This window comes from Maricaulis sp., assembly GCF_030149425.1.
Taxonomy (GTDB): domain Bacteria; phylum Pseudomonadota; class Alphaproteobacteria; order Caulobacterales; family Maricaulaceae; genus Maricaulis.
Genome location: NZ_JASBRQ010000007.1, coordinates 1 through 21123 on the forward strand (window position 1 = coordinate 1; position 21123 = coordinate 21123).

22 protein-coding genes are annotated in these 21123 nt (G+C 61.3%); 12 read left to right on the forward strand and 10 right to left on the reverse strand.

Annotated features, from left to right (window positions below):
* Positions 1 to 55 precede the first annotated feature (55 nt).
* Positions 56 to 1363 (forward strand): transcription termination factor Rho, encoded by a 1308-nt coding sequence (gene rho / locus Q1V57_RS01460; protein WP_300527076.1) that lies wholly within the window; start codon positions 56 to 58, stop codon positions 1361 to 1363.
* A 128-nt stretch (positions 1364 to 1491) separates the two neighbouring features.
* Positions 1492 to 2121, forward strand: coding sequence for a glutathione S-transferase family protein (locus Q1V57_RS01465; protein WP_300527077.1), 630 nt, complete (start codon positions 1492 to 1494; stop codon positions 2119 to 2121).
* On the opposite strand, the gene Q1V57_RS01470 is transcribed toward Q1V57_RS01465, so the two are convergent.
* Entirely contained in the window at positions 2118 to 2945 is an 828-nt protein-coding gene (locus Q1V57_RS01470) for a LytTR family DNA-binding domain-containing protein (protein ID WP_300527079.1), read from the reverse strand. The genes Q1V57_RS01465 and Q1V57_RS01470 overlap by 4 nt on opposite strands.
* A gap of 112 nt (positions 2946 to 3057) precedes the next feature.
* A complete protein-coding gene (locus Q1V57_RS01475; protein WP_300527080.1) occupies positions 3058 to 3759 on the reverse strand; it encodes a dienelactone hydrolase family protein in 702 nt (233 codons plus the stop codon).
* A 51-nt stretch (positions 3760 to 3810) separates the two neighbouring features.
* Here Q1V57_RS01475 and Q1V57_RS01480 point away from each other — a divergent pair, with 51 nt between their 5' ends.
* The 6 genes from Q1V57_RS01480 to Q1V57_RS01505 all read left to right on the forward strand — a co-directional run bounded on the left by Q1V57_RS01480 (position 3811) and on the right by Q1V57_RS01505 (position 9714).
* On the forward strand, positions 3811 to 4059 hold the full coding sequence (locus Q1V57_RS01480; protein WP_300527082.1) for a DUF6489 family protein: 249 nt from the start codon (positions 3811 to 3813) through the stop codon (positions 4057 to 4059).
* A gap of 3 nt (positions 4060 to 4062) precedes the next feature.
* Positions 4063 to 5379 carry a tRNA uridine-5-carboxymethylaminomethyl(34) synthesis GTPase MnmE gene (gene mnmE / locus Q1V57_RS01485; RefSeq protein ID WP_300527083.1) on the forward strand — a complete coding sequence of 439 codons (1317 nt, stop codon included), beginning with the start codon at positions 4063 to 4065 and terminating at the stop codon, positions 5377 to 5379.
* Positions 5380 to 5500: 121 nt separating this feature from the next.
* The gene (gene mnmG / locus Q1V57_RS01490) at positions 5501 to 7363 is read left to right on the forward strand and encodes a tRNA uridine-5-carboxymethylaminomethyl(34) synthesis enzyme MnmG (protein WP_300527084.1); all 1863 of its coding nucleotides are present in this window, start codon (positions 5501 to 5503) and stop codon (positions 7361 to 7363) included.
* Positions 7363 to 7986, forward strand: coding sequence for a 16S rRNA (guanine(527)-N(7))-methyltransferase RsmG (gene rsmG / locus Q1V57_RS01495; protein ID WP_300527086.1), 624 nt, complete (start codon positions 7363 to 7365; stop codon positions 7984 to 7986). Before mnmG ends, rsmG begins: the two co-directional genes overlap by 1 nt.
* On the forward strand, positions 7964 to 8815 hold the full coding sequence (locus Q1V57_RS01500; protein WP_300527087.1) for a ParA family protein: 852 nt from the start codon (positions 7964 to 7966) through the stop codon (positions 8813 to 8815). Before rsmG ends, Q1V57_RS01500 begins: the two co-directional genes overlap by 23 nt.
* Positions 8812 to 9714 (forward strand): ParB/RepB/Spo0J family partition protein, encoded by a 903-nt coding sequence (locus Q1V57_RS01505; protein ID WP_300527089.1) that lies wholly within the window; start codon positions 8812 to 8814, stop codon positions 9712 to 9714. Before Q1V57_RS01500 ends, Q1V57_RS01505 begins: the two co-directional genes overlap by 4 nt.
* Positions 9715 to 9724: 10 nt before the next feature.
* On the opposite strand, the gene holA is transcribed toward Q1V57_RS01505, so the two are convergent.
* Genes holA through Q1V57_RS01525 form a run of 4 tightly spaced genes read right to left on the reverse strand, consistent with a single transcriptional unit; the run spans position 9725 to position 14428 of the window.
* Positions 9725 to 10777, reverse strand: a complete 1053-nt coding sequence (gene holA, locus Q1V57_RS01510) for a DNA polymerase III subunit delta (protein ID WP_300527090.1) — start codon at positions 10775 to 10777, stop codon at positions 9725 to 9727.
* Positions 10774 to 11280: an LPS assembly lipoprotein LptE gene (lptE, locus tag Q1V57_RS01515; RefSeq protein WP_300527091.1), complete on the reverse strand. Its 507-nt coding sequence runs from the start codon at positions 11278 to 11280 to the stop codon at positions 10774 to 10776. The genes holA and lptE overlap by 4 nt, the downstream gene beginning before the upstream one ends.
* A gap of 3 nt (positions 11281 to 11283) precedes the next feature.
* Positions 11284 to 13881, reverse strand: a complete 2598-nt coding sequence (gene leuS, locus Q1V57_RS01520) for a leucine--tRNA ligase (RefSeq protein ID WP_300527093.1) — start codon at positions 13879 to 13881, stop codon at positions 11284 to 11286.
* 46 nt (positions 13882 to 13927) lie between these two features.
* The gene (locus tag Q1V57_RS01525) at positions 13928 to 14428 is read right to left on the reverse strand and encodes a DUF3576 domain-containing protein (RefSeq protein ID WP_300527095.1); all 501 of its coding nucleotides are present in this window, start codon (positions 14426 to 14428) and stop codon (positions 13928 to 13930) included.
* Between the two features lie 266 nt (positions 14429 to 14694).
* Between Q1V57_RS01525 and Q1V57_RS01530 the strand changes: the two genes are divergently transcribed.
* The gene (locus tag Q1V57_RS01530) at positions 14695 to 15936 is read left to right on the forward strand and encodes a hypothetical protein (RefSeq protein WP_300527097.1); all 1242 of its coding nucleotides are present in this window, start codon (positions 14695 to 14697) and stop codon (positions 15934 to 15936) included.
* A 102-nt stretch (positions 15937 to 16038) separates the two neighbouring features.
* Complete coding sequence (locus Q1V57_RS01535) at positions 16039 to 16488, forward strand: NtrZ family periplasmic regulatory protein (RefSeq protein ID WP_300527098.1); 450 nt, start codon at positions 16039 to 16041, stop codon at positions 16486 to 16488.
* On the opposite strand, the gene Q1V57_RS01540 is transcribed toward Q1V57_RS01535, so the two are convergent.
* Positions 16485 to 17069: a thiamine phosphate synthase gene (locus Q1V57_RS01540; protein WP_300527099.1), complete on the reverse strand. Its 585-nt coding sequence runs from the start codon at positions 17067 to 17069 to the stop codon at positions 16485 to 16487. The two genes, Q1V57_RS01535 and Q1V57_RS01540, sit on opposite strands and share 4 nt — an antisense overlap.
* On the opposite strand from Q1V57_RS01540, the gene Q1V57_RS01545 reads away from it, so the two are divergent.
* Positions 17068 to 17751 carry a YggS family pyridoxal phosphate-dependent enzyme gene (locus Q1V57_RS01545; RefSeq protein WP_300527100.1) on the forward strand — a complete coding sequence of 228 codons (684 nt, stop codon included), beginning with the start codon at positions 17068 to 17070 and terminating at the stop codon, positions 17749 to 17751. The genes Q1V57_RS01540 and Q1V57_RS01545 overlap by 2 nt on opposite strands.
* A 311-nt stretch (positions 17752 to 18062) precedes the next feature.
* Positions 18063 to 18749: a response regulator transcription factor gene (locus Q1V57_RS01550; RefSeq protein ID WP_300527101.1), complete on the forward strand. Its 687-nt coding sequence runs from the start codon at positions 18063 to 18065 to the stop codon at positions 18747 to 18749.
* Between the two features lie 65 nt (positions 18750 to 18814).
* Here Q1V57_RS01550 and xth read toward each other — a convergent pair whose 3' ends face one another.
* Genes xth through Q1V57_RS01565 form a run of 3 tightly spaced genes read right to left on the reverse strand, consistent with a single transcriptional unit; the run spans position 18815 to position 20906 of the window.
* Entirely contained in the window at positions 18815 to 19630 is an 816-nt protein-coding gene (gene xth, locus Q1V57_RS01555) for an exodeoxyribonuclease III (protein WP_300527103.1), read from the reverse strand.
* Positions 19627 to 20295 carry a phosphoribosylanthranilate isomerase gene (locus Q1V57_RS01560; RefSeq protein WP_300527105.1) on the reverse strand — a complete coding sequence of 223 codons (669 nt, stop codon included), beginning with the start codon at positions 20293 to 20295 and terminating at the stop codon, positions 19627 to 19629. The genes xth and Q1V57_RS01560 overlap by 4 nt, the downstream gene beginning before the upstream one ends.
* Before the next feature lie 2 nt (positions 20296 to 20297).
* Entirely contained in the window at positions 20298 to 20906 is a 609-nt protein-coding gene (locus Q1V57_RS01565) for a hypothetical protein (RefSeq protein WP_300527107.1), read from the reverse strand.
* Between the last annotated feature and the right edge of the window lie 217 nt (positions 20907 to 21123).

Here is a 21123-nt window from a genome sequence, read left to right on the forward strand (position 1 = left end):
CACCCCAATGGACCTCGTCCGGGGTCGGCCCCGTTTCTCCATGCGTTGATTGATCATGACCGAAGAAACCGCTTCCCTGCCTGCCCTGTTTGAAGGCCTGCAGCGCCTCACCCTTCAGGATCTGAAGGAAAAGAAACCCACCGAGCTTCTCGAAATGGCCGAGGCCCTCGAGATCGAGAACGCTTCTTCCCTGCGAAAACAGGGCATGATGTTCGCCATCCTCAAGGCTTGCGCCGAACGCGACCTCGAGATCCATGGCGGCGGCGTCCTGGAAGTGCTTCAGGATGGTTTCGGTTTCCTGCGCTCTCCGGAATCCAACTATCTAGCCGGTCCGGACGACATCTATGTCTCGCCGACCCAGATCCGCAAATTCGGTCTGCGCACCGGCGACACGGTGGAAGGTGAAATCCGCAGCCCGCGCGACGGCGAACGGTATTTCGCCCTCCTGAAGGTCAATTCGATCAATTTCCAGGAGCCGGAAAAAGCCCGCCACAAAGTCCATTTCGACAATCTGACGCCGCTTTATCCCGAAAGCCGCTTCGTCATGGAGCAAGCCGATCCGACAGTTAAGGATCGCTCCGGTCGGGTCATCGATATCGTCTCACCGCTCGGCAAGGGCCAGCGTGGCCTGATCGTGGCGCCGCCGCGGACCGGTAAAACGGTTCTGCTGCAGAATATCGCCCACGCAATCGAGACCAATCACCCTGATTGCTACCTCATGGTCCTGCTCATCGATGAGCGTCCGGAGGAAGTGACCGACATGCAGCGTACGGTGAAGGGTGAGGTCATCTCCTCGACCTTCGACGAGCCGGCCACGCGCCACGTCCAGGTCGCGGAAATGGTGATTGAGAAAGCCAAGCGCCTGGTCGAACACGGCCGTGATGTTGTGATCCTGCTGGACTCCATCACCCGCTTGGGCCGCGCCTACAACACCGTGGTGCCGTCCTCGGGCAAGGTTCTGACTGGTGGTGTCGACGCCAATGCCCTGCAGCGCCCCAAGCGTTTCTTCGGTGCCGCGCGGAATATCGAGAATGGCGGCTCGCTGACCATTATCGCCACCGCGCTGATCGACACTGGTTCGCGCATGGACGAAGTCATCTTCGAGGAATTCAAGGGAACGGGTAACTCCGAGGTCGTCCTCGACCGCAAGGTGGCTGACAAGCGCGTCTTCCCGGCGATCGATATTCTCAAGTCGGGTACGCGTAAGGAAGAGCTCCTGGTGGATCGTGGCCAGCTGCAGAAAATGTATGTCCTGCGCCGCATCCTCAACCCGATGGGCGCCCAGGACGCGATCGAGTTCCTGCTCGACAAGCTGCGCCAGACCAAGACCAATGATGAGTTCTTCGACTCCATGAACACCTAGGGGTTTCTCCCGGGTCCATGAATGAAGCGGCGGTCCATCGGGCCGCCGTTTTCGTATGTCGATCAGGTCTGGCTTTTGCCGCCGTCCCGCGCTTGGATCGCGCCACAGTTTTCACGAACGGATACAACATGACCGACGCTCCCGATCTTTCCCTCTTCCACGCCCCGCATACCCGCTCGATCCGGGTCCTGATGCTGCTTGATGAAATGGGTCTGGAGCATGCGGTTGAGGCCGCGCCCTATCACGAGACGGGCGAGAAGCTCGAAGCCTACAAGAAATATCACCCGCTCGGTAAAATCCCGGCGCTGCGTGATGGCGATGATGCGATCTTCGAGAGCAACGCCATTTTGCAATATATTCTGGGACGTTATGGGCCGTCTGATCTGGAGGTGAAGCCGGATGAAGCCGATTATGGCCGTTATCTGCAATGGCTGCATTTCGGCGAGGGTGGCATGACCATCCCGGTTTCCTTGCTCCTGGCGCACACATTCATGCTGCCGGAAGATCAGCGCAATCCGGGCACGGCGAAATGGGCCCGGGGGGAAGTCGACAAGACCCTGTCTGTCCTGGGTGAAAACGGGTTGGATGATGGCCGTGAATACCTCGCCGGCAACCGGTTTACCGCGGCGGATATTTCGGTCGTCTACATGCTCTACCTGCTCAAACTCATCAAACAGTTCGATGGGGCGCCGGAAAACGTCAAAGCCTATTTCAAGCGCATTACCAGCCGTGACAGCTGGAAGAAGGCGACCGGCTAGTCGACGATCCGGCTTTGCAGCCGGTCATTGATATCCAGTGCATAGCGATCGGAAACCGGGATGCGGCTGCCATTGGTGAGCTCTATCTCCCGGACCCGGTCGCCGCGTGATTTCGTCCCGGCGATATAGGCCGGATTGACCAGGTGCGAGCGGTGGACGCGGACAAATCCGCTTTCCGCCAGTTTTTCACTCAAGGACGACATTGTGGCGCGATGCAGGACTTCGCGGCCGGCCAGACGCAGGGCGATGTAATTGCCCTGGGCGGTAGCGCCCTGGATATCGGTGAGCGGGATAAACTCGGTGCCGCTGGTTGATCGGACGGCGATCGAGGGTGCGGCCTCCATCGGCAGGTGGGGATCAAATTCCGGTCGTGGCCGCATCTGGCGGCCAGCCAGATAGGTCGCGACAAGCAGCACGCCATCCCACAGCCAGCTGGTCAGGGTCCATGTGCTCCAGACATCGAGAATAGACCGCTCATTGCCGATCGAGAGCAGGATACCGTTGAACAGTCCGGAAATCGGCAGGGTGATCGCTGCCGCGAGCGCTGCAGTTGCGACGGTCGGAAACAGGCCGCGATTGGTATCGCGTGCGCCGTAGAGATAGACGACCGGCATCATGAAGAGCCAGGGCAGGAAGCCGAGCCCCCAGCCGCGCAGATAGACCCAATAGGGCAGCCCTTCGCCGGCACGCTGGCCGTCGATATATCCGGATATGGAGAACAGCACGACCATGGTTGCCCAAATGGTCGCGGTGGTTAGCAATAAGGACCGGTCGGCTTTGAACCGCGGCAGGTGCGGCAGCAGGGTCGAATCAATTATGGCCACGAAAACGCTCTCTACGTCGTGTCAGGATAGACAGTGAATTCAAGCCCGAGCCCGCGAAGCTTAGCATGCGCGGGGCCGGAGCCAAGCTGGATGGCTGTATCGCTGGTTGCGCTCAGAAGCGTAGATGCTGGGCCAGGAAGGTCATGGTCCGGCCATCGGCCAGCACAGCATTATCATGGTCATAGTGTGTGCCGTCCGTGCGGGCGAAAGCATGATCCATATCCGGATAGTCATGCAGTTCGGTCATCGGATGATCGTCGAGACCATCATGCATGGCGGCCTGTTGATCTGCCGGAACGAACTCGTCCTTGCCGGCGATATGCAGCATCAGCGGTTTGCTGATGGACTTGGCTTCCTCGAGCTTGGTCGCAATGGCGACGCCGTAATATCCGACCGAGGCATCCGAGCCTGTCCGTGTTGCCGACAGATAGGCCAGCTGGCCACCCAGACAGTAGCCGATTGTACCGACCTTGCCGGAACAGGCTTCGTGGCTGCGGATGGCTTCGATGGATGCGGCGATATCCTTCATCCCGTTATCGACATTGAAGGCATTGAACAGTTCGAAGGCCCGCGCCCATTCCGCCTCGGTCTTGTCGGTCAGTTGAATGCCGGGTTCGATGCGCCAGAACAGATCCGGACAGAAAGCGACATAGCCTTCTTTCGCCAGGGCATCGCACTTGGCGCGCATGTCGGCGTTGACGCCAAAGATTTCCTGCAGCAGCACGACGGCTGGAGCCGGTGTTTGCTCGGGCAAGGCGAGATAGCCGGAGAAATCTCCGTCGGGGCCTGAAATCTGAATATCTTGACCGGACATGGCGTGCTCCTATTGATAGCGTATACCCTGAAGCGAAACAGCGAGGCCGTCATGAAGGTTACGATCGATATCGAATGCACGCCGGTGGAAGCGCGCGCCTTTCTGGGGCTGCCTGATGTTTCCGTTCTGAACGACCGGATGGTCGAGGAAATGGTGCGTCGGATGGAAGCTAATATGGACTCGCTTGAGCCGGAAGCCTTGATGCGCCAATGGACGGCCTTCGGCGGCCAGATGACCGATAACTTCATGAGTTTCATGCAACAGGCGGCCAGTGCGGGCGCGCCGAAGAGCGATAAATAGGTCGTGGAAACAACAATTTATGCACTATCGACCGCCCCGGGCCGGGCTGGTGTGGCGATTATTCGCCTGTCGGGGCCCAAGGCGGGTGATGCACTTGATGTGCTGACGGCCGGACGGCGACCTGCGCCGCGCCTGGCCGGCTTGCGCCGTTTGCAGAATTCTGACGGCGAGATCTTCGATGAGGCCCTCGTACTGTGGTTCCCCGGACCGGGCAGTTTCACTGGCGAGGATTGTGCGGAGCTGCATGTGCATGGCGGTCTCGCGGTCATCGAAACGGCCTTTGAAACCCTGGAGACACTCGGCCTGGTTCCGGCGGAGGCGGGAGAGTTCACCCGGCGCGCTTTCGAGAATGACCGTATCGATCTGACCGAAGCGGAAGGCCTGGCCGATCTGATCGAGGCGGAGACGGAAGGTCAGCGCCGGCAGGCCCTCGCACAGATGACCGGCGCCCTGCGCAATCTCTATGAGGAATGGCGCGAGGCTCTGATCGGGATTCTGGCCTCGGTCGAGGGGGAGATCGATTTTCCTGATGAGGGAGATGTTCCCGATGCGCTCTCCCATCGGGCGTTCGAACCCTTGGTGATCCTGATCGCGTCCATGCGCGAGCATCTTGATGATGGCCGGCGGGGCGAAAGAATCCGAACGGGTTTCACCATCGCGCTGATCGGCGCACCCAATGCTGGCAAGTCCAGCTTGCTAAACCGGCTGGCCGGGCGGGATGCCGCCATTGTCACAGATATCCCCGGGACAACCCGCGATATCATCGAGGTCCGTGTGACCATGGGCGGCTATCCGGTGATCATCTCTGACACCGCCGGTCTGCGTGAGGCGGTTGATGCGGTTGAAGCGGAGGGCGTCAAACGCGCGCTGGACCGGGCTGTTCAGGCAGACCTTCGTATTGGTGTGGTCGATGCTCGCTCCGATGAAGAATTGGCCGATCTCCAGGGTCGTCTCAAGGAAGACGATCTTCTCGTCCTCAACAAGACGGACCTGGCGCCCGGAGCGTCTGCGAGCGGAGCCTACCCGCTGAGCGCCAAATCCGGCGAAGGTGTGGACGAATTGGAGGCCCGGATCGAGGCCATCGTACAGGAACGTCTTTCGGCGCGTGAACTTCCGGCTTTGTCGCGGGCCCGGCATCGCAAGAATGTGGAAGTGGCGTCCGAAGCCTTGGCGCGGGCACTGGGCCAGCTCGCGGATGCGCCGGAACTGGCTGGCGAGGATATCCGTCTGGCGATCCGGTCGCTAGAGAGCCTTACGGGACGGGTGGATGTGGAAGACGTGCTGGACCGGGTCTTTAGCCAATTCTGCATCGGCAAATAAGACAGGCTTCACCCTCCGGCGTGTTTCACGTGAAACACGGGCCGGTTGGTCTCGACTCCGGGTCGTCCGCACCTTATATCCAGCGCCTCTTTTGCAGCACTAGAACAGGTATGATCACCCCATGTCGGTTGATTGGGACGTCATTGTCATCGGTGGAGGTCACGCCGGGTGTGAAGCGGCGGCAGCGTCAGCGCGCGCCGGTGCGCGTACCCTGCTCCTGACCCACAAGCTGGAAACCATCGGGGAGATGTCCTGCAACCCCGCGATTGGTGGCTTGGGCAAGGGTCACCTTGTTCGTGAGATCGATGCGCTAGATGGGATTATGGGCCGTATCTCGGATGCATCCGGTATCCAGTTCCGCATGCTCAACCGCTCGAAGGGTCCCGCGGTCCGGGGCCCCAGGACCCAATCGGACCGGAAGCTTTACCGGGAGGCCATGCAGGCGGAACTGTCCGGGACGAAGAACCTGACCATCGAGGCAGGAGCGGTTGAAGACCTGATTTTCGAAGACGGGGTTTGCAAGGGTGCCGTGTGCGGCGACGGCCGAAGCTTCCGGGCGCATGGCGTCGTTCTGACAACCGGCACCTTCCTGAAGGGCATGATCCACAGGGGTCATGAACGTATCCCCGCTGGTCGTGTCGATGAGGCCCCGTCCATCGGACTGTCCGACACGCTCTACGGGCTCGGCCTGGAGATGGGGCGTTTGAAAACCGGAACACCGGCGCGCCTGAAGAAATCCTCGATCGCCTGGGATGAGCTGGAGATGCAGCCGGCGGACGCCGAGCCCGTCCCCTTCTCTTTTCTTACTGACAGCATAACCGTGCCGCAGATTGAATGCGGGATCTCCCGGACGACGGAAGAGACGCACAGGATCATCGCGGAGAATATCGATCAGTCGGCGGTTTACAGTGGCGCCATTGCGGGCCGCGGGCCGCGCTATTGTCCCTCGATTGAGGACAAGGTCGTGCGTTTTGCCGACCGGACCAGCCATCAGATCTTCCTGGAGCCGGAAGGTCTCGATGATGACACGGTCTATCCGAACGGTATTTCCTCCTCGCTTCCGGACGATGTCCAGGACGCGTTTTTGCGGACCATTCCGGGCTTGGCGAATGTCGAGGTCGTCCGATACGGCTATGCCATTGAGTATGATTATGTCGATCCGCGTGAGCTCGACGCGACCCTGCAATTGCGCAAGGCGGCGGGGCTCTGGCTGGCGGGACAGATCAATGGAACAACCGGCTATGAAGAAGCCGCGGCCCAGGGCCTGATGGCCGGTCTCAATGCAGCCTTTGCCGCACAGGACAAAGAACCACTCATCCTGTCACGTTCCGAGGCTTATATCGGTGTGATGATCGATGATCTGATCACGCGTGGGGTCACCGAGCCCTATCGTATGTTCACATCGCGTGCGGAATACCGGTTGATGCTGCGGGCCGATAATGCGGACCAGCGCCTGACCTCAAAGGCGATAGAACTCGGTTTTGCCGGTCCGTCCCGGATCGAACGGTTCGAGGCCAAGATGTCCGAATTGGCTCGGGCCCGGGATATGGCGAAGGCCCGGTCGCTGACGCCACCGGAGGCCAAGAAAGCCGGTATGTCCGTCAATGCGGATGGCAAGCGCCGCACGGTCTTTGACCTCCTGGCCTACCCTGATGTGGACTGGGCGATGATCGTCTCGGTTTGGCCGGAGCTCGGCGAATTCTCCCCGGAGATCGTTGAGCAGATCGAGATTGATGCCCTCTATTCCGGCTATCTTGATCGTCAGCAGGCCGATATCCTGGCCTTTCGCCGGGACGAGGCGGTCCGCATTCCAGCCGGGTTTGACTTTGCCGCTGTCGGCGGTCTGTCGAACGAAGCCCGGGAAAAGCTGGAGCGCGCGCGGCCGGAGACACTCGGCCAGGCCTCGCGGATCGAGGGTGTCACACCAGGTGCGTTGACCGCAGTCCTGGCTCATCTCAAACGCAAGCAGAAAGACGCCAGCTAATGACGCGAGACGAGTTCGCCCAGCGCACCGGTGTTTCACGTGAAACACTGGAGGCTTTCGACACCTGGCGTGCGCTTCTGGTCGAAACCAGCGCCCATACGAACCTGGTGGGTCGCTCGACCCTGGACGATTTCTGGACCCGACACGCCGATGATAGCTACCAGCTCATGGATCTGATCGGCCCGGAGGTGAAGCGGGTCGCGGATCTGGGTGCGGGCGCGGGTTTTCCGGGCCTCGCCATCGCGCTGGGGTTTCGCGATCGTGGACAGGACGCAAGGGTGACGCTGGTCGACAGCGTCGGCAAGAAAATGGCCTTCGTACGCAAGGTTATCATGGAGACCGGTGCGCCAGCTGAAGCCAAGGCGATTCGAGTCGAGACGCTGGATCCGGCCGAAAGCTTCGATCTGGTCACCGCCCGGGCCTTCGCCCCGCTTCATAAATTATTGGATTACGCGGCACCCTTGTTGAAAAACGGGGCTTCCGGCCTGTTCTTGAAGGGCCGGAACTACCAGGATGAATTGACCGAGGCCCGTAAAAACTGGACATTTGAAGCCGAAGTCATACCCAGTCGTACCAGCGATGGGGTGATCCTGCGGATCGATGAGGTTCAGCGTGTCAAATGAGGCCGCGCGCTCCGGCGCCCCGAGAATAATCGCCGTTGCCAACCAGAAGGGTGGCGTCGGCAAGACCACGACAGCGATCAATCTGGGCACCGCGCTCGCCGCCATCAAGCAGAAGGTGGTGATCATCGACCTCGACCCGCAGGGCAATGCCTCGACGGGTCTGGGCGTGCCGCCGGCAGAGCGTTCGGTGACGGCTTTTGACCTTCTGGTCGGAGAAGAGAGCATGCAGGCGGCGATCACGCCGACAGTTGTGCCCGGTCTTTCGATTATTCCCTCTGACGTGCTTTTGTCAGGAGCCGAGCTCGAGCTGGCCAATGATAATCGCCGCTCCTACAAGCTGAAGCGCGCGATCGAGGCTTATGTCGCGGATGCCGCGCGTGACAGGATCGATTACGTCCTCATCGATTGTCCGCCATCTCTCAACGTTCTTACGGTCAATGCTCTGACCGCGGCGGATTCCATCCTGGTACCACTGCAGTGCGAATTCTTCGCTCTTGAGGGGCTGACGCAATTGCTCAAGACGGTGGAGCGTGTACGCGGCCACCTTAACGGCACGTTGGATATCCAGGGTGTGGTTCTGACCATGTATGACGGCCGCAATAATCTCTCTGCCGAGGTCGAGGCGGATGTGCGCGAGCACTTCGGTGACAAGGTCTACAAGACCGTGATCCCGCGCAATGTGCGTGTGTCTGAGGCGCCCTCAGTGGGCAAGCCGGTCCTGCTCTACGATCTCAATTGCGCCGGGTCTAAAGCCTATGTGTCCCTGGCCAAAGAGGTTGTCCGTCAGGAAAGAAAGCGCAAGGCGCTCAAAGAAGGTGAAGCGGCATGAGTCCGTCTGAAAAGAACAAAAGACTGGGACGGGGCCTTTCTGCCCTGCTTGGCGAAACGGATACGGAAGACTATGCGCCGGCTGCGGCGGCAGAGGAAAATGCCGCGCCCCGCAGTGGCGTGTCGACCCTGCCTATCGAGCTGATCCAGCCCAATCCGGACCAGCCGCGTAAGACGATGACTGAAGCCGAACTGGACGCTCTCGCGGAGTCCATTGCCGATAAGGGGATTGTCCAGCCGATCCTGGTGCGTCCGCTTGAGGGCGAGCGCTATGAAATCGTTGCCGGTGAGCGCCGTTGGCGGGCTGCACAGCGAGCGCGACTACACGAGGTTCCCGCCCTCGTGCGCGAGCTGACAGACCGGGAAACCCTGGAAATCGGCATAGTCGAGAATGTCCAGCGGGCAGACCTCAACCCGGTGGAGGAGGCCCAGGCCTATAAGCAACTAGTCGAGCGCTTCGGTCATACCCAGGATGAGGTCGCCAAGGCTGTCTCCAAGAGCCGGAGCCATGTCGCCAATATGATGCGCCTTCTGGCTCTGCCGGAAAGTGTCCTCTCTCATCTCGCCGAAGGCCGGCTCTCGGCTGGTCATGCCCGGGCGATCGCAACGGCACCCAATGCCGCCGTCCTGGCCGATAATATCGTTGCGCGCGGGCTCTCTGTCCGGGAAGCGGAAAAACTCGCCAAGTCCGGAGAGACGACTTCATCTGCTTCCGGGAAGGCGCCGGCAACATCCAATGGCAAGGACGCCGACACGCGGGCGCTCGAGGCAGACATCGCGGCGCGTCTCGGATTGTCCATCGACATCCGTCATGGTGCCAAGGGCGGTGAAATCCGGGTTCACTACCAGACATTGGAACAACTGGACGATGTGTGCCGCCGGTTGAGTGGCCAGGGCTGAAATCGAGGAATTAGCGTCGCGCTCTCGCGGCGCCACGGGCCAATCGAAGGGCCAACTCCCCGATAAGCGCCTCTGAGGGGCTCCCAGAGCGCTTCAAATCACGCTCCAAATCGAAGGCCAACTGCCGGGCAGCGTCCAGGCGCCGGCCCTGCCAAAATCCCATTTGTCTTTTAAATTGAGCGGCTTGCGGACCAAAACGAGGCGCGCCCGAACGGGCAATCGCGGCATCATTTCCACCCGCTGCGTGCGCGACACCGAATTGATCCAAACGGCGCTGCATGGCCCTCAAAATTGCAACCGGCGATATGCCACTGCTGACCGCACGCGTCATGGCTTTATCGAGCCCGGTGACATCGCCATCGAAGAGTGGAGCAATGACACCATCGAGGGCGCTATCACCGTGATCGGCTGCGACGGCCTCAATATCCGCCAGATCAATCTCGTCCTCGCCCTCAGCTCGCTGAGCGCGCAGGCCTTTAAACAGAATGATCTTCTCAATCTCGCCGCGCGCCAAAGCCCGGTCGCCTTCAAGCCGAGGCAGCCAGGCCGCGCGGGCATCACTGTTCAACCGCAAGCCCTCCTCACCCAGCATTTGATCAACCAGTGATCCAAGCGATTGCAGATTATCAGCATAGCAGGCGATGGCGGCTGCCTTGCGCGCGGGCTCGAAAGCTTTGCGCAATTTGCCGCGTGGGGTGAGATCACCGCTTTCCACGATCAGCTTGGCTTCCGCTCGTCCTTCTCCGGCCTCGATGCCGGCAAGCACCTCCAGCACCGGTCCTGACCCTGTTTCACCGTTCAGGCGCACGCGTACGAGGCGTTCTCCGCCGGTCAGCGACATGGCCGACATGGCGTCGGCCAGAGCCGCGCCGTCAGCCTTGAGGTCTTCCTCGGTCAGGACTGTCAGGGCAAAAGGGTCGTCCGGGTCGCTGAGCAGGACTTTTGCGAGACTGTCTGCGCGCTCCTTGGCCAGGCCACGATCGGGTCCGAAGATCAGGTATGCCTGAAGATTGGCGTCCGGCTGGCGGACGGCGGCATCAGCATCGCGCGGCGCGATCTTCACTGTGGCGTATCGCTGGCTGTCAGCGAGGCGCGGGCCAGCTCGAGCACGATACGCTCTGCCGCCATTTGCGCGGCGCGGATCTCAGCATCTTCCTGGGCGGCAACCGAGGAATAGACCTCGCTGGCCACATTGTAAGACGCTTGGGCGCTCACATTACCGCGCATGATCGGATCGCTATTGCCTGCCTCCATGATGGCGTACTGAACGCGCACCTCGACGGCAAAACGCACAGCGACGGCGTCAGCACTAATGCCGAGGCCTACGCGGTTGGTCTCTGTCCGGGTGACCAGGCGCATCGGGCCACGGGCATTGCGCGCACCCATTTCATCGAGCAGGGCTTCTTGAAGGTAGAAATCCACCCGTTCTTCGCCCGTCTGGACGATGATATCGGACAGGTTATGCGCCGCGCTGCCCGAGCCATACATGGGCGAGAAACCACATGCGCTCAGCGCAAGACAGACCAGGCTGGTCAACAGAATGGAAGCAGTCTTGCTGGTGCGCATGGCTTAACTCGCAACGATATTGACGATCCTGTCGGGCACGACGATCACTTTGCGTATCGTAAGGCCTTCCAGCGTCCGCGCCACCCCCTGATCGGCCAAGGCGGCGGTTTTTACGCTGTCCTGGTCGCTGCCGCGGGCAATGGTCAGCTCGCCCCGCTTCTTGCCATTAACCTGGATCGGCATGAGCACGCTGTCTTCAACGAGCAATGCAGGATCAGCATCTGGCCAGGCTGCATCGAGAACGAGGCCGTCTCCACCCAGTTTCTCCCAGGCTTCCTCGGCCAGGTGCGGAATGAAGGGGGCGATCAGGCGAACCAGTATGCCCAGGCTTTCGGCACGAGCCGCCAGGCTCGCGTCGTCATCCGCCTTGAACTTGCGCAGCGCGTTGACGAGGTCGTGAATCTGAGCGACCGCGGAGTTGAAGCGGAAGCCCTCGATCGCATCGGTAACCGCATCGGCTGCCTTGTGCGCGGCTTTTCGCGCTTCCAGCGCGTCACCGGTCGCGTCGCTGGCCACTGTCATCGGACCAGGAGCGCCCTCAGGCAGGTCGGTAATTGTCGTCCATAAACGCTGGATGAAGCGCCAGACGCCTTCCACACCGCTATCGGTGTATTCGACATCACGCTCGGGCGGACTGTCGGACAATACGAACCAGCGCGCCGCATCCGCACCGTAATCCTCGATGAAGGCGTCGAGGTCGACGACATTCTTCTTGGACTTGGACATTTTCTCGATCGAGCCGACCGTCACCGGTCCACCATTGGCGATCTCGATGTGTTGGTCGCCCTGGCGTTCAACCTCGGTGGGTAACAGCCAGCGGCCATCATCCGATTTATAGGTTTCGTGCGTGACCATGCCCTGGGTGAAGAGGCCCGCGAAGGGCTCGCCCTCCGCCATATTCATCAGCCCGGCATCATTGAGGGCACGCGTGACAAAGCGGGCGTAAAGCAGGTGCAAAATGGCGTGCTCGATACCGCCGACATACTGGTCGACAGGCAGCCAGTAATTGATGTCATCCGGCAGGAAGGGCGTGGACTCGTCAAACGGCGAGGCAAAGCGCAGGAAGTACCAGGACGAACAGACAAAGGTGTCCAGCGTGTCGGTCTCACGCGTGGCCGGCTTGCCGCATTTCGGGCAGGTCGTGTTCTTCCAGGTCGGATGACGTTCGAGCGGGTTGGACGGGTGATCAAAGGTCACATCTTCCGGCAGTTTGACCGGAAGCTGGTCCTCGGGAACGCCGACAATCCCGCAATCATCGCAGTGAATGACCGGAATCGGGCAGCCCCAATAGCGCTGACGCGAGACCAGCCAGTCGCGCAAACGATAGGTCGTCGCGCCCTCGCCGAGCTCGCGTTTTTCAAGCTCCTCGATGGCACGCTCAATGGCGTCGACCGTGGACAGGCCGTCGAGGAATTTGGAGTTATAGATCGTACCCGGGCCGGTATAGGCCTCGTCGGTGATGGTGTGCGTGGCCGCATCGGCATTGGGCGGCAGCACCACCGGATTGACCGGCAGATCGTATTTATTGGCGAAGTCGAGATCGCGCTGATCTCCCGCTGGCGAGCCGAAAATCGCGCCCGTGCCGTAGGAGGAGAGCACGAAATTCGCCGCCCAGACCGGCAATTCCCAAGACGGATCAAACGGATGGCGGACCTTGATGCCCAGGTCGATACCGCGTTTGGGGGCCTTCTCGATCTCTTCCTCCGACGTGCCCATCCGGGCACAATCATGCATGAAGCGATCAATATCGGGATGCTCCTCAGCCAGCTTCTTGACGATCGGATGATCGGGAGCAAGGGCGAGGAAGGACGCGCCATAAAGCGTGTCCGGACGGGTGGTGAAGACGTCAATCGTGGCGCCGAACTCGGCCGCGATCTCGTCATCAGTCAGCGGGAAGCGGACCTCGGCACCGCGGGAGCGGCCGATCCAGTTGGCCTGCATGGTGCGGACCTTGTCCGGCCAGCGATCCAGACTGTCCAGCCCGTCAGTGAGCTGATCGGCATATTCGGTGATTTTCAGGAACCACTGATCCAGCTCACGCTGGACAACCAGGGCGCCGGAACGCCAGCCGCGGCCATCGATGACCTGTTCATTGGCCAGGACCGTCTGATCCACCGGGTCCCAATTGACCTTGGCGGTCTTGCGATAGACCAGATCACGCTCGAACAGTTTCAGGAACAGCGCTTGTTGGTGGCGGTAATAGGACGGGTCGCAGGTGGCGAACTCGCGGGTCCAGTCCAGCGCCAGGCCGAGCCGCTGCAACTGGCCGCGCATGGCGTCGATATTCTCATAGGTCCAGGCACCCGGATGCACGCCGCGCTCGCGCGCCGCATTTTCCGCCGGAAGTCCGAACGCGTCCCAACCCATAGGATGCAAGACGTTGAAACCGCGCGCTCTTTTATAGCGCGCGACAACATCGCCCATGGTGTAATTGCGGGAGTGTCCGACATGGATGCGCCCGGAAGGATAGGGGAACATCTCCAGGACGTAGTATTTAGGCTTGTCGTCCGACCCGTCTTCGCGACGGGTCTTGAACGACTCCTTGTCCGTCCAAGCCGACTGCCACTTCGGTTCGGCTTCGCGCGGATTATATCGGCTCATATGTCTGGTTCGCGGCGCAGGGCCGCGTCCTCGGCGTGGACCGGGACTAGTCGTCCAGTTGCGAGATGCGCAGCTGGCGGGCCCGGGTCAGGATGGCGTTTTCGATTTCATAAGCGGTGTCGGTGCTCGCTTGAGCATCGATCCAGGTCCCGTTCTCTTCGCGCACTTGGCGGAAGACATTGACCGCGAGGGCGTCGGCCCGAAGTCGCGTATCAAGAATATAGACGGTGAGCTTGAAGCGCTCGGTCGTCATGTCGGGATTGGCATACCAGTCGGTGATGATGACGCCGCCAAACGGGTCAACCTCGGACAGGGGCATAAAGGAAATCGTATCCAGGCTTGCGCGCCACAGATAGCTGTTCACGCCAATGCCTTCGACATCGATATCATTGCCACGACGCAGCGGATTGGGCAGCGAGGGAAGGAGACGGAAGCCGGAGGATTCCTCGGCCGCAGGCGCTGCGGAATCGCCGCCCCGCGTCGAACAGGCGGGAAGCGTAATAAGGGCAGCGGACAGCAGCGCAATAGCGATCTTACGGTCGAACATGTGCCGTGACTCCTTCGATACAAGACGGCAGTAACACGTGGTGGCAACAGACAACATGGTTGCCCGGCCGTTTCGAGGTGCTTGTATAGCACGGCATTTTTTGCGCGCCAGCGCAGAAAGGCACCCGTTGCAACCGTGACAAGTCTGCAACAGCTTTGAAGGAAGACGGCCTTGGCGGGGATCATGCGCTTGACCCGCGGCCCGAGCTAAACTCCTGTAAGGTGCGACGTCCGGGGGGACGGGGCCGATCGGCGGGGCCGCGAGTTATGGTTCGGACAATTAGCGCGACATATTTCGCTGCTGCGTCCGTCCTTCTCACGGCCCCGTCGGCATTCTCTCAAACATCTTCTTCGATCTGGTCCGAGGCGGAAACGCGTCTGGAGCTCGATGCCGGTCTGGTTGCGCTCGTGCGCGAGGGTGGCGACAGCGATGTGCTGGCCGACCTGGAAGCGCGCTGGAGCGTTGAGATGCTTACCGAAAACGGTCGCCGTTTCGGCCTGGTCCTGGGCGGCCGGATAGAGCGCGATAGTGGCCGTGAAGCCTGGGGCAACCGGCTTGGCGACTGCCCGGCGGGTATCGCGGATTGCGCCAATTTGCAGATTGATGGTGTTGACCGGGCGCTGCGCGGGACCGCTTCCGGGCTGTTTTCCGAGGGCGATGCGAGTGATCGCGGTGCCGTTTCCGCACTGGAAGCGGGCTATGTCTACGTGCATTCGGGCTGGGGTGAGTGGCGATTGGGTGCTGGACCGGGCGCTGCCGATATTGATGCCGTGCGCGGACCGACGGCGTTCCGTCTATCCCGTGCCGATGGTGGCCGCGTCGACCTCACCGGTCTGTCGGCAGCACGAACCCGCAATCTGAGCTCCGGTTTTGACCCCAAACTCGTCTTCCGCTCCATCGCGCTGGGGCAGTTGCGCACGATCGGGACGTTCCGGGCATCGATCTCCTTTACCCCGGAGATCGATATGTGCGGTGTCGATCATTGTGCCGGCGATTTCGGCTCCATAGATCCGGTGACGCCGCCGGTTGAGGACGTGATTGAGGCCGGATTGCACTACGCGCTGCGCCGCGGGGACCATGATTTCGCTTTCAGCGCCGGTGTATCGCGTGGATCGGACGCGTCAGGGCATGCCGGAATTGATGCCCTGAGGGCGGAGGATGCCGGGTTGAGCTGGCAGTCTGGACGCTGGCGCGCCGGTGCGCGCTGGTACCGATCCAACCAGGCCCTGTCCGCTGACGGCAATTATGAAGCGCTCGCCGTTTCTGCCGGCTATGAGGCCGGCGACTGGCTGACCACGCTCGAGTGGGCCAATTTCAGCGACGACCTGGTCCACGCCTCCGGTGAAAGCTGGCAGATGAGCACCTCAAAACTCATTGGAGATCATTGGGTTGCCGGCGCCGGACTACAGTTTTCCGAGCGCTCCGCCGCGGTGATTGAGCCGGCAGGCCGGCGCGGCTTGGGCGAGGATGAAACCGCCCTCTTCATCGAGCTGGGATGGCGATACTGATAATTTGGCAACAGGGTCCGGGAATCTGCGGCACCTGTGGATAAAATATCTTCCGCCGCTCGCGCTCGCGCGTATATAACAGGGTGCGAGGGAGTGAGAGAGATGACGCGCCGTTCCGGCAAATCGCAGACCCGTTGGCTGACGCGCAGTGCTGTTGCACTGACCGCGTTGACGCTCGTCTGCGCTCCGGCCATGGCGCAGGACGATGATATCGATCTGTCCATTCTCGACCAGCCGATCCTCGATGCCGATGCGCCTTGGTATGACAGCCTGACCAATTCGCTCAATGAAACCCGTCCGAATTCTCTTGAAGATGTGCCGACGGTGGATCTCGAACTGGGTGATTGGAGCTTCCAATTCGGTCTGCGCGATGATGAGCACAGCCCGCTGGAGCTGGACGATGTCAGCGCCGGTGCCTTCGTCAATCTCGGCGACCGTTTCCGTCTCGGTACCGAGCTGCGCTTTACCGCGCCGGAAGATGACCTCCTGATGATGCGCGAAGCAGAAGAGCGGGCGCCGGAAATCAAGTTCGAGTCGGCCCTGCGTTTCTAGGCGCCCAGCCAGCCGTCAATCATCGCCACGCCCGCCAGGCCAAGCCGTTTCAGACGCTTGGCCTTTTTCATGTCCAGACCACCCAGTCCAAAGACTGGCAGAGCGCTGCTGCGGGCGATTGCCGCTGCCCGCCATAGGCCGAGCGGATGCGTGGCACTGGGACTTCGCGATGGCAGGACCGGGGAGAGGAAGGCCGCGTCCATACCCGATTGCCGGGCTTGTACCAGAGCGCGCCGGGAATGCGCTGCGGCGGTCATCAACACGCCGGGGCGTTTCAGGCGCCAGCGCGCGGCCTGTGGCAAAAGCCGTTCCGGCCAGTGCACGCCATCAGCGCCGCTTGTTTCAGCCAGACCCGGATCGGCCCCAATGAGAAGGATAAGGTCATTCCGGCGCGCCAACCCGGCCAGCATTGCGGCCTCGGCGAAGCGTTCCGGGCGTCCGAAATGGCGGTAGACCAGACCCGTACCGGCCGGCAGGGATGCGGCCAGGGCAGCAAGATCCGGCGTGCGCTGCGGGTCGGTAAAGGCCCAGAGCTCAGGCAGGCTTGTCAAACCGGAGGGGCCGCGATACGGCGAAGGCATGAGCGAACATCCCGATATTGCCGGAAATCTCGAGACGATCCTGAACCGGATTGGCAAGGCGGCACAAGCATGCGGACGCAGCGATGATGCCGTCGCACTGGTTGCTGTCTCCAAGCGCCAGCCCGAAGCCCGTATCGATGCCGCACTGGCAGCCGGTCATCGCCTGTTTGGCGAGAACCGGGTGCAGGAAGCGCAGGCGCACTGGTCGCATCGCCGGGATCAGTATCCGGATCTGGAATTACGTCTGATCGGGCCGCTGCAGACCAATAAAGCGGCCGACGCTATTGCCTTGTTCGACGTTATCGAGACCGTTGATCGTCTGAAGCTGGCGCGGATCCTGGCCAAGGAGATGCGGGCCCAGGGCAAGAAGACCCGGCTCTATATCCAGATCAATACCGGTGCCGAGCCGCAAAAGGCTGGCCTCTTGCCGGAGGAGTTGGCGGATTTTCTGGCTGAGGCCCGAGACGGGCTGGGGCTCGATTTTGAGGGTTTGATGTGTATTCCCCCGGTCGAGGAACCCGCTGGTCTGCATTTCGCGCTTCTGGCCAAGCTCGCCCGTGAGCATGGCCTGGAGAAACTCTCCATGGGTATGAGCGCCGATTATGAAACCGCCATTGCGCTGGGGGCGAGCTCGGTCCGTGTCGGGACGGGCGTTTTCGGGGCTCGTGACACCATCGTCTGACGCCGCGCTCACGCGATCGTGGGCGGGTGTTAGATAAGCGTCAGTTGCACAAGAAATTCAGAGCGTTAAATCGCTGGTCCAGCGGTGGTCGGCGCGGGACGTGACCTGGCCTGACGGCTGGTTATCCTCAACGCCTCCCCCACCACGGAAGATTCGTCCCAGCTGGGACGCTGATATGGTAAAAGCAAGATTCAGACCAAGAATCAGAAGCTTAATTGAGGGACTCGCGGCGCATAGCGGCAATTCCTGCCGGGCAAGTCTTGCCGCGCGGCAGGAATTGCCTTGCCGCGCGAAATGGGCATGATCGAATTATGAGCGCACAGAAAACCATCCTGATCATCGATGATGACGACGACCTTCGTGAGGCCCTTGCCGAGCAATTTGCCCTGCATGAGGAGTTTCGCACCATAGAAGCCGATACCGCCGGTGGCGGTATTGCCCGGGCAAAAGAAGAGCGCGCTGACCTCGTGCTGCTCGATGTCGAATTGCCGGATATGGATGGCCGAGAGGCCTGCCGTCTGATGCGCAAGAATGGTGTGACCTCGCCGATCGTCATGCTGACCGGTCAGGATACCGATGCCGACCAGATCCTGGGGCTGGAATCGGGTGCCAATGATTATGTCACCAAGCCGTTCAAATTCTCCGTTCTTTTGGCGCGGGTTCGCGCCCATTTGCGCAGCCATGAGCAAAGCGAGGATGCGGTCTTCCAGGTCGGGCCCTATGAATTCCGCCCGGCGATGAAGCTCTTGCTCACCGGTGACGAAAAGAAAGTCCGTCTGACCGAGAAAGAGACCAATATTCTCAAATACCTCTACCGGGCCGGTGGCAAACCGGTCCCGCGTGACGAGCTGTTGCACGAGGTCTGGGGCTATAATCCGGCGGTCACCACGCATACGCTGGAGACCCATATCTACCGCCTGCGCCAGAAGATAGAGCCGGATCCGGCCCATGCCCGGCTCCTGGTGACCGAGAGCGGCGGTTACCGTCTGTCCAGCTAGACCCTAGCGGCATGCCGCTCAATGAGCGCGACGGGGAGACGTTCCAGGAACGCTTTCGCTAGCGCCTAGCCGGCGCCGAACTGCATCACGACCGGTGCATGGTCGGACGGTTTTTCATAGCCGCGCAGATCTTCCCACACCTTGAACCCGTCGCGGCCTGAAGCCAGGGCGCGGTCCTTCACGCTCGGTGCGGCCCAGATATGGTCGAGGCGGCGGCCGCGATTGGCCTTGCGCCAATCCCGGGCGCGATAGCTCCACCAAGTGTAGACTTTCTCATCCATCGGGACGACTTCACGGGCGAGATCGGAGAACTCGCCGGCCTGACGGATACGCTCCAGCGCCTCGGTTTCCACCGGCGTGTGGCTGACCACTTTGAGCAATTGCTTGTGTGACCAGACATCATGCTCATAGGGCGCGATGTTGAAATCGCCGACCAGGACCAGCGGCGCATTTTCGGCCCGGCGGTCGCCGAAATAACGCTCAAGGCGGTCGAGAAATTCCATCTTGTGGGCAAAGCGCGGATTGGTTTCCACATTGGGCTCGTCACCGCCGGCAGGAATGTAGAAATTGTGCAGCTCGACGCCGGCGACGCCGACGCGCTGATGCCGGGCTTCCTCGCGCGGGCAAAGGCCCTCATCACCAAGATCGTCGAGCGGCAGCTTGGAGGCAATGGCGACGCCGTGCATGCCCTTCTGGCCGCGAACATGGAAATGGGAAAAACCCATCTCCCGGAAGGCGGCTTCCGGGAATTCATGGTTCTGGCACTTGATCTCCTGCAGGCAGAGCACGTCAGGATTGGCCAGCTTGACCCATTCCGCGACGAGCGGTGCACGCAGGCGGACGGAGTTGATATTCCAGCTGGCAAGGGAAAATGCGGTCATGACAAATCCTGTTCGGCCTGGCGCAGGGCACTGATGAAGGCGGTTAGCTTGTTCTCGTCCAATTCGTCGCCACTGCGAACACTCGAGCACAGATCAATGCCATAGGGGCGGACCGTGCGCACGGCGTCCGCGATATTGCTGGCATTGAGCCCGCCGGCCAGCATGACCGGGCGCTGCGTCGCCGCCACGAAGCGGGCGCTGATCTCCCAGTCATGGGTGTCGCCGGTGCCGCCAAGGGTCTCGGTGGCCGCGCCGGGTTTGCCGCTGTCGAGCAGGAAAGCATCCGTGACGGCCTCATACGCGCCGATCAGGGACAGAGCCCCCTCGTCTTCGACATGGATGACCTGCACCCGGCGCAGATGCGGGCGTCGCCCGGCCAGCTCTTCCAGTATCTGCGGATCGAGATGGCGAACGATCTGCAGCGTGTCGACGCCAGCCTGGTCGGCCGCATCAATGAGACCTGCCGCACTTGTTTCGCTGGACAAGAGCCAGCGCGAAACCGGTGGGGCGACGGTCCGGGCAATATGGCGGGCCTGCTCATAGCTGATCGTACCCGGTCCTGACGGCATGGGACCGACCAGGCCCAAGGCATCGGCACCGGCGGCGCTCGCCAGACGCGCTTCTTCAGCCGATTTGATACAGCAGATCTTGAGCCGGACACGCATGGTCAAAGGATGTTGAAAGTCGACCCGGCCAGACCGACCGGCCAGCGGCCCCGTGCAAACAGGCGCCAGCGAGCCAGGAAGGGATGCGGGTCATCATCATTTTCCGCCTCCGCCATGACCACGAGGGCAGCCCCATTGGCGGCCTGGGCCAGGGCACCGGCTGCGGCGTGAACCAGGTCGAGATCGCCGACATCAGCCAGGGCGGCTGCATCCTCGACGGCATCGCGGGCGGTATCGCCGGTCTTCTGGGCTACCATGGCCAGCGCTGTCGCTACGGCTTGTTCGTCGAGCCGCTCCAGTGCCTGGGCCGCGAGGCTGGTGCGCAGCATTTCCTCGGCTTCCCAAGCCATCGGGTCTCGATCGAGGGTTTCGGCCGCGCCGGCGGCTTCCTCCCAGCCGGTCAGGACGGCCGGTTCGGCTTCGGGGAAGCCGAGCCCGTCCAGGTAAATCCGCGCCAGATGCTGTTCGCGCTCATCGAGCGGCTCACCCAGACGGGAAAACCAGGTATTGGCGTTGAGACTGTCGGCGAAAGCCCGCACCCGGTAGAGCAGCGGTATTTCTTCCAGGAGGCGCGGATAATCCGGCTCTTTATCGTCATGATCGAAATCCATGGCGCTTATTTAGCGAGCGCAAGCCGGTCTGCACAGCTTGCTGCGCTGATCAGGACAAAAATTGATCGCAAAAAATAAAGCGCCCGGCCTTGAGGGGGGAGAAGGCCGGGCGCAATGCCATGCACCAGTTTTCCAGCGCAGCGCCGGGAGGGGATCAATCCGGCGCGACTTCTGGGTCGGATCCGCAAGCGGGGGGACGACGCCGATCCATTTCGCC

Bases quoted from the DNA above. Each gene is read 5' to 3' on its own strand.
- rho (WP_300527076.1), top strand. From the start codon at position 56: ATGACCGAAGAAACCGCTTCCCTGCCTGCCCTGTTTGAAGGCCTGCAG.
- Q1V57_RS01465 (WP_300527077.1), top strand. From the start codon at position 1,492: ATGACCGACGCTCCCGATCTTTCCCTCTTCCACGCCCCGCATACCCGC.
- Q1V57_RS01475 (WP_300527080.1), bottom strand. From the start codon at position 3,759: ATGTCCGGTCAAGATATTCAGATTTCAGGCCCCGACGGAGATTTCTCC.
- Q1V57_RS01480 (WP_300527082.1), top strand. From the start codon at position 3,811: ATGAAGGTTACGATCGATATCGAATGCACGCCGGTGGAAGCGCGCGCC.
- mnmG (WP_300527084.1), top strand. From the start codon at position 5,501: ATGTCGGTTGATTGGGACGTCATTGTCATCGGTGGAGGTCACGCCGGG.
- rsmG (WP_300527086.1), top strand. From the start codon at position 7,363: ATGACGCGAGACGAGTTCGCCCAGCGCACCGGTGTTTCACGTGAAACA.
- Q1V57_RS01500 (WP_300527087.1), top strand. From the start codon at position 7,964: ATGAGGTTCAGCGTGTCAAATGAGGCCGCGCGCTCCGGCGCCCCGAGA.
- Q1V57_RS01505 (WP_300527089.1), top strand. From the start codon at position 8,812: ATGAGTCCGTCTGAAAAGAACAAAAGACTGGGACGGGGCCTTTCTGCC.
- lptE (WP_300527091.1), bottom strand. From the start codon at position 11,280: ATGCGCACCAGCAAGACTGCTTCCATTCTGTTGACCAGCCTGGTCTGT.
- leuS (WP_300527093.1), bottom strand. From the start codon at position 13,881: ATGAGCCGATATAATCCGCGCGAAGCCGAACCGAAGTGGCAGTCGGCT.
- Q1V57_RS01525 (WP_300527095.1), bottom strand. From the start codon at position 14,428: ATGTTCGACCGTAAGATCGCTATTGCGCTGCTGTCCGCTGCCCTTATT.
- Q1V57_RS01530 (WP_300527097.1), top strand. From the start codon at position 14,695: ATGGTTCGGACAATTAGCGCGACATATTTCGCTGCTGCGTCCGTCCTT.
- Q1V57_RS01535 (WP_300527098.1), top strand. From the start codon at position 16,039: ATGACGCGCCGTTCCGGCAAATCGCAGACCCGTTGGCTGACGCGCAGT.
- Q1V57_RS01545 (WP_300527100.1), top strand. From the start codon at position 17,068: ATGAGCGAACATCCCGATATTGCCGGAAATCTCGAGACGATCCTGAAC.
- Q1V57_RS01540 (WP_300527099.1), bottom strand. From the start codon at position 17,069: ATGCCTTCGCCGTATCGCGGCCCCTCCGGTTTGACAAGCCTGCCTGAG.
- Q1V57_RS01550 (WP_300527101.1), top strand. From the start codon at position 18,063: ATGAGCGCACAGAAAACCATCCTGATCATCGATGATGACGACGACCTT.
- xth (WP_300527103.1), bottom strand. From the start codon at position 19,630: ATGACCGCATTTTCCCTTGCCAGCTGGAATATCAACTCCGTCCGCCTG.
- Q1V57_RS01560 (WP_300527105.1), bottom strand. From the start codon at position 20,295: ATGCGTGTCCGGCTCAAGATCTGCTGTATCAAATCGGCTGAAGAAGCG.
- Q1V57_RS01565 (WP_300527107.1), bottom strand. From the start codon at position 20,906: ATGGATTTCGATCATGACGATAAAGAGCCGGATTATCCGCGCCTCCTG.